The sequence below is a fragment of the Mesorhizobium sp. B2-3-10 genome (genome assembly GCF_006442275.1).
Taxonomy (GTDB): Bacteria; Pseudomonadota; Alphaproteobacteria; order Rhizobiales; family Rhizobiaceae; genus Mesorhizobium; species Mesorhizobium australicum.
Map to the genome: position 1 here is coordinate 114,619 of NZ_VFVT01000011.1, position 15,831 is coordinate 130,449.

The 15,831-nt window shown below is 63.5% G+C and carries 16 protein-coding genes; 12 read left to right on the forward strand and 4 right to left on the reverse strand.

All coding sequences use genetic code 11. The features are described from left to right. Positions 1 to 6 precede the first annotated feature (6 nt). The 3 genes from FJ943_RS26720 to fabD all read right to left on the reverse strand — a co-directional run bounded on the left by FJ943_RS26720 (position 7) and on the right by fabD (position 2,313). Entirely contained in the window at positions 7 to 243 is a 237-nt protein-coding gene (locus tag FJ943_RS26720) for an acyl carrier protein (RefSeq protein ID WP_006203723.1), read from the reverse strand. A 212-nt stretch (positions 244 to 455) separates the two neighbouring features. After that, complete coding sequence (gene fabG / locus FJ943_RS26725) at positions 456 to 1,193, reverse strand: 3-oxoacyl-[acyl-carrier-protein] reductase (protein WP_140617222.1); 738 nt, start codon at positions 1,191 to 1,193, stop codon at positions 456 to 458. 169 nt (positions 1,194 to 1,362) lie between these two features. Further along, positions 1,363 to 2,313, reverse strand: a complete 951-nt coding sequence (fabD, locus tag FJ943_RS26730) for an ACP S-malonyltransferase (RefSeq protein ID WP_140717941.1) — start codon at positions 2,311 to 2,313, stop codon at positions 1,363 to 1,365. A 243-nt stretch (positions 2,314 to 2,556) separates the two neighbouring features. Between fabD and FJ943_RS26735 the strand changes: the two genes are divergently transcribed. Then, a complete protein-coding gene (locus FJ943_RS26735) occupies positions 2,557 to 4,518 on the forward strand; it encodes an LTA synthase family protein (protein WP_140726369.1) in 1,962 nt (653 codons plus the stop codon). Positions 4,519 to 4,570: 52 nt separating this feature from the next. On the opposite strand, the gene FJ943_RS29775 is transcribed toward FJ943_RS26735, so the two are convergent. Then, positions 4,571 to 4,717, reverse strand: a complete 147-nt coding sequence (locus FJ943_RS29775; protein ID WP_181171408.1) for a hypothetical protein — start codon at positions 4,715 to 4,717, stop codon at positions 4,571 to 4,573. A 378-nt stretch (positions 4,718 to 5,095) separates the two neighbouring features. Here FJ943_RS29775 and rpsF point away from each other — a divergent pair, with 378 nt between their 5' ends. The 11 genes from rpsF to FJ943_RS26790 all read left to right on the forward strand — a co-directional run bounded on the left by rpsF (position 5,096) and on the right by FJ943_RS26790 (position 15,830). Continuing rightward, positions 5,096 to 5,584 carry a 30S ribosomal protein S6 gene (gene rpsF / locus FJ943_RS26740; protein ID WP_015318508.1) on the forward strand — a complete coding sequence of 163 codons (489 nt, stop codon included), beginning with the start codon at positions 5,096 to 5,098 and terminating at the stop codon, positions 5,582 to 5,584. Continuing rightward, positions 5,584 to 5,832, forward strand: coding sequence for a 30S ribosomal protein S18 (gene rpsR / locus FJ943_RS26745; protein ID WP_006203718.1), 249 nt, complete (start codon positions 5,584 to 5,586; stop codon positions 5,830 to 5,832). Before rpsF ends, rpsR begins: the two co-directional genes overlap by 1 nt. A 212-nt stretch (positions 5,833 to 6,044) precedes the next feature. Then, positions 6,045 to 6,629 (forward strand): 50S ribosomal protein L9, encoded by a 585-nt coding sequence (gene rplI, locus FJ943_RS26750; RefSeq protein ID WP_015318509.1) that lies wholly within the window; start codon positions 6,045 to 6,047, stop codon positions 6,627 to 6,629. 177 nt (positions 6,630 to 6,806) lie between these two features. Then, positions 6,807 to 8,099: a cyclopropane-fatty-acyl-phospholipid synthase family protein gene (locus FJ943_RS26755; RefSeq protein WP_015318510.1), complete on the forward strand. Its 1,293-nt coding sequence runs from the start codon at positions 6,807 to 6,809 to the stop codon at positions 8,097 to 8,099. 89 nt (positions 8,100 to 8,188) lie between these two features. Beyond that, complete coding sequence (locus FJ943_RS26760; protein WP_015318511.1) at positions 8,189 to 8,512, forward strand: YnfA family protein; 324 nt, start codon at positions 8,189 to 8,191, stop codon at positions 8,510 to 8,512. A gap of 3 nt (positions 8,513 to 8,515) precedes the next feature. Further along, on the forward strand, positions 8,516 to 9,481 hold the full coding sequence (locus FJ943_RS26765) for a small ribosomal subunit Rsm22 family protein (protein WP_140717949.1): 966 nt from the start codon (positions 8,516 to 8,518) through the stop codon (positions 9,479 to 9,481). Positions 9,482 to 9,726: 245 nt separating this feature from the next. Beyond that, positions 9,727 to 11,217, forward strand: coding sequence for a replicative DNA helicase (locus tag FJ943_RS26770; protein WP_015318513.1), 1,491 nt, complete (start codon positions 9,727 to 9,729; stop codon positions 11,215 to 11,217). Positions 11,218 to 11,356: 139 nt separating this feature from the next. Beyond that, positions 11,357 to 12,760: a DNA repair protein RadA gene (radA, locus tag FJ943_RS26775; RefSeq protein WP_140617228.1), complete on the forward strand. Its 1,404-nt coding sequence runs from the start codon at positions 11,357 to 11,359 to the stop codon at positions 12,758 to 12,760. Positions 12,761 to 12,807: 47 nt separating this feature from the next. Then, positions 12,808 to 13,467 carry a CvpA family protein gene (locus FJ943_RS26780; RefSeq protein WP_015318515.1) on the forward strand — a complete coding sequence of 220 codons (660 nt, stop codon included), beginning with the start codon at positions 12,808 to 12,810 and terminating at the stop codon, positions 13,465 to 13,467. A gap of 104 nt (positions 13,468 to 13,571) precedes the next feature. Further along, the gene (gene purF / locus FJ943_RS26785; RefSeq protein WP_015318516.1) at positions 13,572 to 15,041 is read left to right on the forward strand and encodes an amidophosphoribosyltransferase; all 1,470 of its coding nucleotides are present in this window, start codon (positions 13,572 to 13,574) and stop codon (positions 15,039 to 15,041) included. 48 nt (positions 15,042 to 15,089) lie between these two features. Next, positions 15,090 to 15,830 carry an SDR family NAD(P)-dependent oxidoreductase gene (locus FJ943_RS26790; protein ID WP_140726372.1) on the forward strand — a complete coding sequence of 247 codons (741 nt, stop codon included), beginning with the start codon at positions 15,090 to 15,092 and terminating at the stop codon, positions 15,828 to 15,830. The last annotated feature ends 1 nt before the right edge of the window (position 15,831 follow it).

The following is a 15,831-nucleotide window of genomic DNA, read 5'->3' on the forward strand; positions in this document are numbered from 1 at the left end:
AAAGCGTCAGGCCGAAGCCTTGTCGATGTACTTCACCGCATCGCCGACCGTCAGGATGGTCTCGGCCGCGTCATCGGGGATCTCGACGCCGAATTCTTCTTCAAACGCCATGACGAGTTCAACCGTGTCGAGGCTGTCAGCGCCCAGATCATCGATGAAGCTCGCCTGCTCCGTCACTTTGTCGGCATCGACGCCAAGGTGCTCGATGACGATCTTCTTGACGCGCTCTGCGGTGTCACTCATTTGGGGCATCCTCGTCTATTGTTTGTCTGTCTTCGTTAGCGGGCGGAATGCCGCTAATCAAGCTGAAAGATGGTCCTGCCGGAAACGCAACGGCCACGGACCGGTTTTTGCCCGAACCGCCGGGTTGCGGGCCGCATTACACGAAAAATAGCCGAGGTCCAAGCCGAAATGGTGGGTTTTCACAGCCCGTCGGCGTTGCTGTCGGGCCTCGCTCAGATCATCGCCATGCCGCCATTCACATGTATGGTCTGCCCGGTTACGTAGGCGGCCTCGTTCGAAGCCAGATAAGCAACGGCGGACGCCACTTCGGCACTGGTGCCCATGCGCTTGGTGGGGATCGCCGCCATGATCGCCTCTTTCTGCTTGTCATTGAGCTTGTCGGTCATCGCCGATTCGATGAAGCCCGGCGCGACGCAGTTGACGGTGATGTTGCGGGTGGCGATCTCCTGCGCCAGCGATTTGGACAAGCCGATCATGCCGGCCTTGGAGGCGCAGTAATTCGCCTGGCCGGGATTGCCGGTCACCCCGACCACCGAAGTGATGTTGATGATGCGGCCATGGCGGCGGCGCATCATCGGGTGAGTGAGTTCACGGGTCAGCCGGAAAACGGCGGTGAGATTGACCTCCATCACCGTATCCCAGTCGGCGTCCGACATGCGCACGAACAGGCCGTCCTTGGTGATGCCGGCATTGTTGACCAGGATGTCGACGCCCTCGAGATCGGCCTCCGCCTTCTGGCCGAGTGCCTTGACCTCGTCACGGTTCGACAGGTTGGCCGGGAACAGCTTGACCCGGTCGCCCAATTCGGAGGCCAGCGTCTCCAGTTTCTCAACGCGCGTGCCGTGCAGGCCGACGGTCGCGCCTTGCGCATGCAACACCCTGGCGATCGCCTCGCCGATGCCCCCCGATGCGCCGGTGACAAGCGCCTTGCGGCCGGTCAGTTCGAACATCTCTTGTCCTCTTCTCAAATCGTACGGACGGTTATCAATAGACATCACCCCGATGGCCAATCGTTACCACCAGAATGACCAGACGCTTGTCCTTTACATCGCAGATTACGCGGTAATCCGATATCTCCAAAAACTCGTCAAAGAAGATGTCGGCGGCGAAGAATTCAAGTCACAGCGCAGCCACAGCCGCCTCGACCTCGGCTGCGGAACCCACGGAGGCGGTGGCGATGTCGCGGTTGATGCGACGAGCCAGTCCTGAAAGCACCTTGCCGGCACCGATCTCGTAAAGCGTGGTGACGCCGTTGGCGCCGAACCACTCCACCGTTTCGCGCCAGCGGACGCGACCGGTCACCTGCTCGACCAGCCGCCCGGCGATCCCGTCGGGATCGGTCGACGGCTGCACCGATACGTTGGACACCACGGGAACGATTGGCGCGGTCTTTGTCACGCCGGCAAGTGCCTCGCGCATGACATTGGCGGCCGGCGTCATCAGCGCGGAATGGAAGGGCGCCGAAACCTGCAGCATCAGCGCCCGTTTGGCGCCTTTTTCGGTGCACAGTTTCGCTGCCAGTTCAACCGCCGCCTTCGCCCCTGATATGACCAGTTGGCCGCCGCCATTGTCGTTCGCCACCTGGCAGACGGCCCCCTTGCCGGCCCCAAGGGCGGCCTCAGCACAGGCGGCTTCGACATCGGCCTGCTCCAACCCGATGATCGCCGCCATGGCGCCCTCGCCGGCCGGCACCGCTGCCTGCATGGCGTTGCCGCGGATGCGCAGCAGGCGGGCGGCATCGGCAACGGAAACGAAGCCCGCGGCGGCGAGTGCCGAATATTCGCCCAGCGAATGGCCGGCGACATAAGCGACCTTGTCCTTCAGCGAGAAGCCGCGCGATTCCAGCGCCTTGATGGCGGCAAGCGACACCGCCATCAGCGCCGGCTGCGCGTTGGCCGTCAGCGTCAGCGTCTCTTCGGGACCTTCCCAGATCAGCTTCGACAGGTTTTCGCCGAGCGCGTCATCGACTTCCTGGAAAATCCTGCGTGCCTCGGGAAAGGCATCGGCAAGATCCTTGCCCATGCCGACAGCCTGGCTACCCTGTCCCGGAAAGGTGAATGCAACGGCCATGCGAGGGCTCCCCTGACTGGTTTTGCTTGCCTGATACTACAAATTTTCCCTGCCTGTGACGCAAGGCAGGCCGCCAAGTCAAGCCACTTCAGCCCATGCCAATGGGCCCATCCCCGCGCGAGTGCCTGTTCCGAAAGGCTTTTTGGCGATCACACCTGATGAAAACCGCTCACGAATCGTTCGCTGGCTCTTCTTATTTCCGCCACAGGCGCTAGCTTTGCGTGACAATTATATGACAATCGAATGACGTGGGTTGTCTTTGGGCGGGAAGTTGAAGTGGCAAAGAGTTTCAAACGTGCCGGCAACGCGGCGCCGCAGTTCCTGGAAGACGATCCGTCCACCGGCTATCTGCCGGGCCGTAGATGGCCTGTTGTCCGCTACGGGCTGATCAGCCTGGCGATCTCGGCCGTCCTGGTGTTCGCCATCGAACTGATCGTGCGCGGTGATGTCGCCGGCACCGTTTCCTTCTTCCTGCAGCCGTTCAAGCCGGGCTGGACAACTATCGTCGTCTTCGCGCTGGTCCTGATCGGTCTCGACGCGGTGCTCGGCCGCAGCCATCAGAGCCTGATGATCGTCGCGCCGCTGACCTTGTCGCTGGCCTTTGTCGGCCACCAGAAGTCGCATTATCTCGGCGATCCGCTCTACCCGACGGATTTCCTCTACGCCCGCCAGATCTTCGCCCTGCTGCCGCTCTTGGTGCGCGAGCGGCCAATGACAGCGCTGGCCATGGTCGCGGGCATCGTCGCCGGCCTGTCCCTGCTCGTCTACGGCTGGCGACTATGGCGCCGCAAGGTTCCGGCCCTCAGCCGCAAGGGCCGCCTTGCCCGGCTGACGCTGGCGGTGCCGCTGCTCGCCTTCTTCGTCTCGATCATGGATTACGCCACCTTCTCGTGGACCAGGGACCGGCTGCAGATCATCCCGATCATGTGGGACCAGAAGGAAAACTACGCCTCCAACGGCTTCGCGCTCGCCTTCGCGCTCAACGTGCCGATGGCGCATGTCTCGGCACCGCCGGGCTATTCCGACAAGGCGATCGCGGCGATCGAGCGGCCCGAGGTGACCGCCTCGGTGCCGGCCCAGAAGCCGGACATCATCATCGTCATGAGCGAATCCTTCTGGGATCCAACCAAGCTGCCCGGAGTCACCATCACTCCCGATCCGATGCCCAATGTGCGGGCGCTCCGCTCGGGCTCGATGTTCTCGCCCGAATTCGGCGGCATGACCGCCAACATCGAATTCGAAGCGCTGACCGGCTTTTCCAATGCTTTCCTGCCGGCCGGCAGCATCCCCTACCAGCAATATGTCCGCACCCCGACGCCGTCGATGGCGACCTTCCTGAAGAGCCAAGGCTACAGGGCACGCGCCATTCATCCAGGCACGAACTGGTTCTGGAACCGCGGCGCGGTCTATGCCGATTTCGGTTTCAACGACTTCAAATCGGAAGAGACGCTGCCGCCCATGGAAAAGCGCGGACCGCTGGCATCCGACGCGGCGATGACCGACGAGATCATACGCGAAGCGGACGCCAGCGAGGACCCGGTGTTCTTCTTCGCCGTCAGTCTGCAGAACCACGGCCCCTATGAACCGAACCGTTATTCGAATCCGACCCATTCGGTGCAAGCGCCGATCAGCCAGTGGGCGCGCGACTCGCTGCTCTCCTACGCCGAAGGTTCAGCCGACGCGGACCGCGGCCTTGAACGGCTGATCGAATGGGCCAAGAGGCGCGAGCGGCCCACGATTGTCGCCTTTTTCGGTGACCACCTGCCGCCGCTCGGACCGGTCTATGTCGAGACCGGCTTCCTGAAGGACAACGTCGCGCCGCGCAAGGAACCGACGCCGGAAGCCGCCCTCGAACATCACGCGACACCGCTGATCATCTGGTCGAACCGCTCCGGCCCGGTCGAGAATCTGGGCACGGTCAGCCCCGCGTTCCTGCCCTATCATATCCTCACCGCCGCCGGCATCACCCACCCTTACTACACCGGTTTCCTGGGCGAGATGCGGGAGCGCTATCGCGTCGTCGACCGCAACCTGCTGCTCACGCCGGCCGGGGCGGCCACGCCAGACTGGTCGCGTCAGAAAGAGATTGACCCGGCGATCCGCGACTTCCGGCTGATCCAGTACGACATGATGTTCGGCAAGCGCCATGCCGCGCCCGACTTCTTCCCCGAAACGGTCGACAAGATCGTCGCCCATACGAGTTGAGCCGATCGGCGGGCGCTTAATTTCCCCTGCCGCCCGCCTTCGGAGCAGCCGCTCAGTTCGTCAATTGCAGCTTCGAAAATTTGTTGGCGATCTGCAGAAACACGTTCGGCAGCTTGGCCGGATCATTGATGGCATAATAGTCGCTGGGATTCGAGGCGGAGGCGCTGTAATGGGTGCGGTTGGCGACCGTTGACGGCATGGCTCAACCCTGTGCGACCTGACATTGCGGTTAAGGGCCGGTTGCCGGGAAAATCGCCGGCCTTGCCGGGCGCTGCCACGTGGGTTCCTGCGGCCTGCGACATCAGGGATGCCGCTTGGCCTTGCTTTATCAGCGGATTGCTTTATAGACGCCGCCAATCTGCCGGTCCCAGCTGGGGGCTGAACGGAGGGCCGGAGGTTTTTTCGAGAACCTTCGTGTGAAGCCAGAAGCGTTTCCGCCTCCCGTGTCTCCGCTCTCGACCGTCTCGTCATGCTCCTTTCTTCCCCGCGCCTTTCGAGGCACATGCGGGTCAGAGAAGTTGCAGAGGCTTTTGCCGCCGGGAACCGGGAGAGAAACGAAGAAAGGCACCAAGACATAATGGCTCTTTACGAACATGTGTTTCTTGCCCGGCAGGACCTCTCGCAGCAGCAGGTCGATGCGCTTGTCGAACAGTACAAGGGCGTCATCTCAGCAAATGGCGGGTCCGTCGGCCGGGTCGAGAACTGGGGACTGAAGTCCCTCACCTACCGGGTCAACAAGAACCGGAAGGCATACTACACGCTGATGGACCTCACCTGCCCGCCGGCAGCGCTCAACGAGATGGAGCGCCAGATGGGTCTGTCCGAGGACGTGCTGCGCTTCCTGACCATCAAGGTCGAGGCGCATGAGGAAGGCCCTTCGGCCATGATGCAGAAGCGCGAAGAGCGCTCCGAGCGCGGTGGCTTTGGCGATCGCGACCGTGGCGATCGGCCGGCCCGCAGCTTCGGCGACCGCGGCGATCGTGGCCCGCGTTCGTTCGGCGATCGCGAAGGCGGCGACCGTGGTCCGCGCCGTCCGCGCGAAGGTTTTGAAGGGGGTGCAGAATAATGGTCGACATCAACCAGATCCCGACCCGGCGCCCTTTCCATCGCCGCCGCAAGACCTGCCCGTTCTCCGGCGCCAACGCCCCGAAGATCGACTACAAGGACGTGCGTCTCTTGCAGCGCTACATTTCCGAGCGCGGCAAGATCGTGCCGTCGCGCATCACCGCCGTCAGCCAGAAGAAGCAGCGCGAGCTCGCCAAGGCGATCAAGCGCGCCCGTTTCCTCGGCCTGCTGCCCTACGTGGTTCGCTAATTCTTCCGAACGGGCGGTTCGCCGCCCGTTCCTTTCACCGGCCATGACGGGCATGACCGGTTAGCGTCAAATCCCGAGTTGAGGTCAAACCTCTAACTGCCGCGACAGGCAGGACAGCGACACCGGCGGCAACGCCCTTTTGCTTCCTGACCTGTTCCAGAGAATTCGGCGTCGGCCTTGTGGACGGACGCCCAACCAAAAGGAACATAATCATGGACGTCATCCTTCTCGAACGCGTCTCCCGCCTCGGCCAGATGGGCGATACCGTCAAGGTCAAGGACGGTTTTGCCCGCAACTTCCTGCTGCCGCAGGGCAAGGCGTTGCGCGCCAACGAAGCCAACAAGAAGAAGTTCGAAGGCCAGCGCGCCCAGCTCGAAGCCCGCAACCTCGAGCGCAAGTCGGAAGCCGCAGAGGTTGCCGAAAAGCTGGACGGCAAGAGCTTCATCGCCGTTCGCTCGGCCGGTGAGACCGGTCAGCTCTACGGTTCGGTGTCGACGCGCGATATCGCCGACCTGCTGACCGCGGAAGGCTTCACGGTCAACCGCAACCAGATCCAGCTCAACCAGCCAATCAAGACCATCGGCGTCACCAATGTGGCGATCGCGCTGCATCCGGAAGTCGAAGTCACCATCACGCTCAACATCGCCCGCACGGCTGACGAAGCCGAGCGCCAGGCCAAGGGCGAGACGCTGACCACCGCCGAAGCCATTTATGGCGACGACATCAACGACAATGCGCGGCCGGAAAACTTCTTCGATCCGAATGCCGAGTTCGAAGGCGGCGAAGAAAACGCCTGATCACATACGCTCCGAGCGCCGGACCGGCGCTCCGATCGTGCTGTCGATTTCCAGTCATTTCTGGACCAATGCCCGGGCCTCTCGCCCGGGCATTTTTGTGCCAAAAGGAACTTTTCGAAACCCTATATATTGATGCAGAGTAGGACAGCCTGTCTGACCGTGAGGGGACACCGGACCATGAATATTCTGTTGAAGCGCGTTCTCGACCGCCTGGTGCGCACGGGCAGCCTCAAGGTAACCGGGCCGAAGGGCACGACGTTCATCTTCGGCGACGGCAGCGGCGAGCCGGTGCACATGCACATCAAGACCAGGCATGCCGAGCGCGCCATCACCTTCGATCCGATGCTGGCGGTGCCTGAATCCTATATGGACGGCGAGCTGGACATTCTCGAAGGCGGCGTGCTCGGACTGATGCGCATTGCCTTCCAGAACATGGGCAGCGGCGGCATCGACGCGACATGGTCGAAAGCCATCGAGGGCCTGCGCCACGCCTTCCGCCGCCTGCAGCAGATCAACACCGCCGCGCGCTCGCGCCGCAACGTGCAGCGCCACTACGATCTGTCGGGCGAGCTTTACCGGCTCTTCCTCGATGAGGACATGCAGTATTCCTGTGCCTATTTCGAGCAGCCGGACATGACGCTCGACGAGGCGCAGGCCGCCAAGAAACGTCATATCGCCGCCAAGCTCAGGCTGAAGGCCGGCCAGACGGTGCTCGACATCGGCTCCGGCTGGGGCGGGCTCGGCCTCTATCTGGCCAAGGCCTTCGATGTCGACGTGCAGGGCGTGACGCTGTCGACGGAACAGCATGGCGTCGCCACCGACCGGGCCCATGCGCAAGGGCTGGAAAACCACGTCCATTTCGAGTTGAAGGACTATCGCGAGCTCAACGAACGCTTCGACCGCATTGTCTCGGTCGGCATGTTCGAGCATGTCGGGGTCAACCATTACCGCACTTTCTTCGACAAGGCGGCAACATTGCTGAAGCCTGATGGCGTCATGCTTTTGCACACGATCGGCCGCTCCGGCGTGCCGTGGGCGACCAGCGCCTTCATCCGCAAGTATATTTTCCCGGGCGGCTACATCCCGGCGATGTCCGAGGTGCTGCCGGCGATCGAGAAGTCCGGCCTCGTGGTCACCGACGTCGAGATCCTGCGGCTCCATTATGCCGACACGCTGAAGCATTGGGGCCAGCGCTTCGCCGCCAACCGCGACAAGGCAAAGGCGATCTATGACGAACGCTTCTGCCGCATGTGGGAGTTCTATCTGGCTGCCTCGGAAGCTGCCTTCCGTTGGCAGGACTTGGTGATTTTCCAGTTCCAGATCACCAAGAAGAACGACACGCTGCCGATGACGCGCGACTATATGGCCAAATGCGAGAAGGCGCTGGAGTTGCGCGACATGGGCCGCCGCGAGGCGGCTCCTGTCGAGAAGTCCGCCAAGCCCGCCCGCCGACGCAAGGTGGCGGAATAGGGACAGCGCTGACGGGACGCATTATTGGCGCTTGCCATTGCAGGCTCCTGCCCCGAAAAAGGCCTCGTGATCGTCGCGAGGCCTTTTTTATGACCTATCTCCTCTACACAGCCGCGGCGCTTGCCGAGATCGCCGGCTGCTTTTCGGTGTGGGCGTGGTGGCGGCTGGAGAAGTCGCCGCTCTGGCTGCTGCCTGGCTTTGCCTCTCTGATTGTGTTCGCCTGGCTTCTGGCGTTGGTCGACACCAATGCAGCCGGCCGCGCCTATGCCGCTTATGGCGGTATCTACATCGCTGCCTCGCTCGCCTGGTTGTGGCTGGCCGACGGCGTGCGGCCCGATCGCTGGGACCTTGCCGGCGCGGCGCTCTGCATGGCCGGCGCCTCGATTATCCTGCTTGCACCCAGGGGGGCATAGGCCATGGAGCTGCCGGCCGCTCTTCGACAGGGTGTCGATCGCCTTTTGGAAAAGGTGGCGCTGCCGGACCTGAAGCAAGCGGCAAAAACCCTGTCCGACCGCTACCGCGCCGAATTGCGCGACGGTCGCCTGCATATGGCGCAGGACATGGCGGTCAAGGCCTATCTGGCGACGCGCATGCCGGCGACCTACGCCGCGGTCCGCGCCAGCCTCGATGCGCTCGCCGAAGCCCGGCCGGATTTCGCACCCGCGACGTTGCTCGACGTCGGCGCCGGTCCCGGCACCGTGCTTTGGGCCACCAGTGATCTCTGGCCTGAACTGGAACTGGCCACGCTGCTTGAGGCGAGTGCCGCGGTGCGCAAGGTCGGTGAGACGCTTGCCGCCGATGCGATCACGGCCCGGACCGTCTGGCGGGCCGGTGATGTCACGACCGACATTGCCGACCTGCAGTCCGCCGACCTCGTCACATGCGCCTATGTGCTGGACGAGATCGCGCCGGCGGCCCTGCCCAAAATGGTCGACCGGCTTTGGCAACTCACCAAGGACACACTGTTGATCGTCGAGCCGGGCACGCCGGCGGGCTGGCTGCGCATTCTAGCTGTACGCGCACAATTGATCGCGGCCGGCGCGCATGTGCTGGCGCCCTGTCCGCACGACGCGCCCTGCCCGCTCAACCCGCCGGACTGGTGCCACTTTTCCCGCCGCGTAGCCCGCTCGCGCCTGCACCGCCTGGCCAAAGAGGCGGAAGTACCGTGGGAAGATGAGAAATTCATCTATGTCGCCGCTTCGCGCCAGCCGGCTGCCTTCCACGCCGCGCGGATCGTCGCGCCGCCGAAATCCGGTTCCGGCAAGGTCGTGCTCAAGCTTTGCGAGGCAAATGGCAGCGCCGGCGAAAGGCTCTTCACCAAGCGCGACGGTGACGCGTTCAAGGTGGCGCGGCGGGCGGATTGGGGCGATGCACTGGCATGAGGATGAAAGAGACACGACAGCCTCGCAATCCGGTGTCGCCAGCGCTCACTTTCCTGTTTTGTTCTCCTGCGAGAAACGCTAAGTTCCCAACTCTCGATTCGAGTCAATTGCGATTCTTTCCACGGAAAAATTTTGGCTGTGAATCGCGAGTACCAAAGCCGCTTCTTCACGGGCTGTTGCAGATAAGTCAGCACTGACTTGTCCAGTTCTGATATCGACAGACGGGGATCGAAATCGGGGACATCATGGCAGAGGCAGCACGAAAATTCGGCGTGGCGGAGCAACCGCTCTATCGCGAATCGCCCAACAACATCGAGGCCGAGCAGGCGCTGCTTGGCGCTATACTTGTCAACAACGATGCCTTCTACCGGGTGTCCGACTTCCTGAAGTCTGGCCATTTCTACGAACCCCTGCACCGCAAGATCTTCGATGTCGCGGCCGAGCTGATCCGCATGGGTAAGGCGGCGACGCCGATCACGCTGAAGACCTTCCTGCCGGCCGACGAAAAGGTCGGCGATATGACGGTGGCGCAGTATGTGGTGCGGCTGGCGGTGGAAGCCGTCACCGTCGTCAACGCCACCGACTACGGTCGCGCCATTTATGATCTGGCGACGCGCCGGGCGTTGATCACCGTCGGCGAGGACATGGTCAACATCGCTTATGACGCCCCTGTCGACATGTCGCCTTCCGAACAGATCGAGGACGCGGAGCGCCGCCTGTTCGAGCTGGCCGAGACCGGGCGCTATGACGGCGGCTTCGAGAGCTTCACCGACGCGGTCAAGACCGCGGTCGACATGGCCAACGCCGCCTATATGCGTGACGGCGGTCTGTCGGGCCTCGCCACCGGCATGCGCGATCTCGACCGCCGTATGGGCGGCCTGCAGTCGTCCGATTTGATCATCATCGCCGGCCGTCCAGGCATGGGCAAGACATCACTCGCCACCAACATCGCCTTCAACATTGCCGAGATGTATGAGCCGGCGCAGCAGGCCGATGGCTCATTCAAGGCGGCCAATGGCGGCGTGGTCGGTTTTTTCTCGCTCGAAATGTCGTCCGAACAGCTGGCAACCCGCATCATTTCCGAACAGACGGAAATTTCGTCCTCCAAGATCCGCCGTGGCGAAATCAGCGAAATGGACTTCGAAAAGCTGGTCGCCTGTTCGCAGACCATGCAGAAGATCCCGCTGTTCATCGACCAGACCGGCGGTATTTCCATTGCCCAGTTGTCTGCCCGCGCGCGTCGTCTGAAGCGCCAGCGCGGCCTGGATCTGATCGTCATCGACTATATTCAGCTGATGCAGGGCTCATCCGCCAAGTCTTCGCAGAACCGCGTGCAGGAAATCACCGAGATCACCACGGGCCTGAAGGCGCTGGCCAAGGAACTGGCCGTGCCGATCATCGCGCTGTCGCAGCTGTCGCGTCAGGTCGAAAGCCGCGACGACAAGCGTCCGCAGCTCTCCGACCTGCGCGAATCCGGTTCGATCGAGCAGGACGCCGACGTCGTCATCTTCGTCTATCGCGAGGAATATTACCTCAAGAACCGCGAGCCGAAGCTCGGCACCGAGGAATACGTCAAGTGGGAAAACGAGATGAACGAGATGCGCGGCAAGGCCGAGGTGATCGTGGCCAAGCAGCGCCATGGGCCGACGGGCTCTGTCACGCTTGCCTTCCACGGCGAATTCACCCGCTTCTCCGATCTCGCGGAAGAGCACCATATCGCGGAAAGGTTTGAGTAGCCCCTTGCCAGCGACCTCGATAGCCGTAACGGGTCTCGGCGCTCTGCGGCGCCCCCCTCTGTCATGCCGGACGTCCCGCCCGCACGGGGGGAGATTGGCTGTCGCGCGCGGCGCCCGCCAGAGGGCGGGAAGGTAAAGCGTGGTCAAATCCCGCGTCCAGTTCATCTGCCAGAATTGCGGTTCGGTGCATCAGCGCTGGGCCGGCAAATGCGATGCCTGCGGCGAGTGGAACACGCTGGTCGAGGAAGGCACATCTGGCGGCATCGGCTCGGGTCCTGCCAACACGCGCAACGCCCGCAAGGGCCGCGCGGTGGTGCTGACCACACTTTCAGGCGATATCGAGGACGCGCCGCGCATCATCTCAGGTATCGGCGAACTCGACCGCGCCACCGGTGGCGGTTTCGTTCGGGGCTCTGCACTTCTGGTCGGCGGCGATCCCGGTATCGGCAAATCGACGCTGCTCACCCAGGCCGCGGCCGCACTTGCCTCCAAGGGCCATCGCATCGTCTATGTCTCGGGCGAAGAGGCAGTTGCCCAGATAAGGCTGCGTGCGCAGAGGCTCGGCGTCGCCTCGGCGCCGGTGGAACTCGCGGCCGAAACCAATGTCGAGGATATCCTTGCCACGATCGCCGACGGCAAGCGGCCCGATCTGGTCATCCTCGATTCGATCCAGACGCTGTGGACCGACCTTGCCGATTCGGCGCCGGGCACCGTCACACAAGTGCGCGCCGCCGCGCAGGCGATGATCCGCTACGCGAAATCCACGGGTGCCGCGATCGTGCTGGTCGGCCATGTCACCAAGGAAGGCCAGATCGCGGGTCCGCGCGTGGTCGAGCACATGGTCGATGGCGTGCTCTATTTCGAGGGCGAAGGCGGCCACCACTTCCGTATCCTGCGCACGGTGAAGAACCGCTTCGGACCGACCGACGAGATCGGGGTCTTCGAAATGTCGGACAAAGGTCTGCGCGAGGTCTCCAATCCATCCGAGCTTTTCCTTGGCGAACGGCACGCGAAATCACCGGGAGCAGCGGTTTTCGCCGGCATGGAAGGCACCAGGCCGGTTCTGGTCGAAATCCAGGCGCTGGTCGCGGCCTCCTCGCTCGGCACGCCGCGCCGGGCGGTGGTCGGCTGGGACGGCGCGCGGCTGTCGATGATCCTGGCAGTGCTGGAGGCGCATTGCGGTGTGCGTTTCGGGCAGCATGACGTCTACCTCAACGTCGCCGGCGGCTACCGCATCAGCGAGCCGGCGGCCGATCTCGCGGTCGCAGCCGCACTGGTTTCCTCGCTCACTGGTCTTGCCCTCCCCGCCGATTGCGTCTATTTCGGCGAAATCAGCCTTTCGGGCGCGGTGAGGCCGGTTGCGCATGCGCAGCAGCGTCTCAAGGAAGCCGAAAAACTGGGTTTTGGTAGCGCGGTTCTGCCCTTGGGCAGCGAGGAACTTGCTGGGGGGATTGGGGCCGGCGCTTTCCAGCCCACCGAGCTTGCCGACCTCGTGGCGCGCATAGCCGGCTCACGGCGCAGCCGTGCCGACGATGAAGAATGACGCGGCTCGTCGAGTCGTGAACAAGAGATCGGAGTGGGGCCAAAGACATGCCGATTACGCTGCTTGACGGAATTCTCGTCGGCTTCACCCTGGTCTCGGCGATGCTCGCCATGGTTCGCGGCTTTTCGCGCGAGGTGCTTTCGGTCGTCTCCTGGGCGGCGGCGGCGGCGGCGGCCTTCTTCTTCTACAAACCGGTCCTGCCCTACCTGAAGCCCTATATCGACAATGAGAAGATCGCCATGGCGGCGGCCGCAGGCGTGGTCTTCATCATCGCGCTGATCGTCGTCTCGGTCATCACCATGAAGCTTGCCGACTGGATCATCGATTCGCGCATCGGCGCCCTCGACCGCACGCTCGGCTTCCTTTACGGCGCCGCGCGCGGCGTCCTGGTCGTCGCTGTCGCGCTGCTGTTCTTCAACTGGCTGGCCGGCGCCAAGGCCCCGGCCTGGGTCACGGAAGCCAAGTCGCGGCCGCTGCTGGAACAGATCGGCGCCAAGCTCGAGAGCCTGCTGCCAGAGGACCCGGAAAACGCCATCCTCAAGAAGCTCAATCCGAATCAGCCGGCCGCCGAGACCCCCGTCGCGCCCGACGCACCGGCGGCGGATGCACCAGCCGGCGGCGACGACGCCAATGCGCCGGCTCCTGACGACAACGACGCCGGTCCTGCCGACAACACCGCCAAGCCGGCGCCAGCGCCGGCGAACTGAGGTCGGAACGGGGCGTCTGACGATCGATCCATGTGAACGATCGCATGCAGTGCGTTGCTTTCGACGTGCGACCGCCTTATATGGCGATTTTAGCGGAGCTTAAGATGGCAGACGCAGACGACGTGCTTTCCGCCGAGGCTGACGATCATTTCCATGACGAGTGCGGCGTGTTCGGCATCTTTGGCCGGCAGGACGCGGCGGCCATCGTCACACTCGGTCTGCATGCGCTGCAGCATCGAGGTCAGGAAGCGGCCGGCATCGTCTCCTATGACGGCACCCAGTTCCATGTCGAACGCCATGTCGGCCTGATCGGCGACACCTTCACCAAGCAGCGCGTCATCGACAGCCTGCAAGGCAACCGCGCCATCGGCCACACGCGCTACGCGACCACCGGCGGCGCCGGCATGCGCAACATCCAACCCTTCTTCGCCGAATTGGCCGATGGCGGCTTTGCCGTCGCCCATAACGGCAACCTCACCAACGCCATGACGGTGCAGCGCGCGCTGCAGAAGCAAGGCGCGATCTTCTCCTCCACCTCCGACACCGAGACGCTTTTGCATCTGGTCGCGACCAGCAAGGAGCGCGACCTCAATTCGCGCTTCATCGACGCGGTGCGCCAGGTCGAGGGCGCCTTCTCGCTGGTGGCGATGACGGCCAAGAAGATGATCGGCTGCCGCGATCCGCTCGGCATCCGCCCGCTGGTGCTGGGCGATCTCGACGGCGCCTGGATCCTGGCCTCCGAGACCTGTGCGCTCGACATCATCGGCGCGCGTTTCGTGCGCGACCTGAAGCCCGGCGAGATGGTCGTCGTCACCTCCAAGGGCATTGAGAGCCTGTTCCCGTTCGAACCGCAGAAGACCCGCTTCTGCATCTTCGAATATGTCTATTTCGCCCGACCCGACTCCTCGGTCGAGGGCCGTAACGTCTATGAGGTACGCAAGCGCATCGGCGCGGAACTGGCGCAGGAAAATCCGGTCGACGCCGATATCGTCGTACCGGTGCCGGATTCCGGCACGCCGGCGGCAATCGGCTTCAGCCAGGCGGCGGGCATTCCCTTCGAACTCGGCATCATCCGCAACCACTATGTCGGCCGCACCTTCATCCAGCCTGGCGATTCGATCCGCCATATGGGCGTCAAGCTCAAGCACAACGCCAATCGCCGCATGATCGAGGGCAAGCGCGTGGTGCTGGTCGACGACAGCATCGTGCGCGGCACCACCAGCCAGAAGATCGTGCAGATGGTGCGCGATGCCGGCGCCAAGGAAGTGCACATGCGCATCGCCTCGCCGCCGACCAGCGCATCGTGCTTCTATGGCGTCGACACGCCGGAGAAGTCGAAGCTGCTGGCTTCGCGCATGTCGGTGGAAGAGATGGCCGAGTTCATCCGGGTCGATTCGCTCGGTTTCCTCAGTATCAACGGTCTCTACCGCGCCGTCGGCGAGGCCAGCCGCGACGACGAGCAGCCGCAGTTCTGCGATGCATGCTTCACCGGCCAGTACCCGACCCGCCTGCTCGACTTCGAAGGCCACGACAATGTGCGCACGCTGTCGCTGCTGGCGACAAGCGGGTCGTAGAATTGGCGGATCCTCATCAGCCTTAGCCAGAGTTCCGGAAGCCATCGCATGACCCTCGACCTTACCGGCCGCGTCGCGGTCGTCACCGGCGCCTCGCGCGGCATCGGCTATTTCATCGCCAGGGAATTGGCTGCGGCCGGCGCGCATGTCATCGCGGTTGCCCGCACCGTCGGCGGGCTGGAAGAACTCGACGACCAGATCAAGGCGGCCGGCGGCCAGGCGACATTGGTGCCGCTCGATCTCGCCGACATGGCCGGTATCGACCGGCTGGGCGGCGCCATCCACGAGCGCTGGGGCAAGCTCGACATCCTCGTCGCCAATGCCGGCGTGCTTGGCGTCATCTCGCCGATCGGCCATGTCGAGGCCAAGACCTTCGAAAAGGTGATGACCATCAACGTCACCTCGACCTGGCGGCTGATCCGCTCGGTCGACCCGCTGCTGCGGCTTTCGGATGCCGGCCGGGCGATTATCCTGTCGTCCAACGCGGCGCATTCGGCGCGCGCCTTCTGGGCGCCTTACGCGGCATCGAAGGCGGCGGTGGAGACCATGATGCGCTCCTGGGCGCATGAGACGCAAAATCTGCCGCTGCGCGTCAATGCAGCCGACCCCGGCGCCACCCGCACCGCGATGCGCGCACAAGCCGTGCCCGGTGAGGATCCCGAGACATTGCCGCACCCCTCCGAGATCGCCAAACGCATCGTGCCGCTGGCCAGCCCGGATCTCAAAGAGACCGGCCTGATCTTCCAGGCCAAGCACAACCGCTTCGTCGCCTACCGACAACCGGAATAAA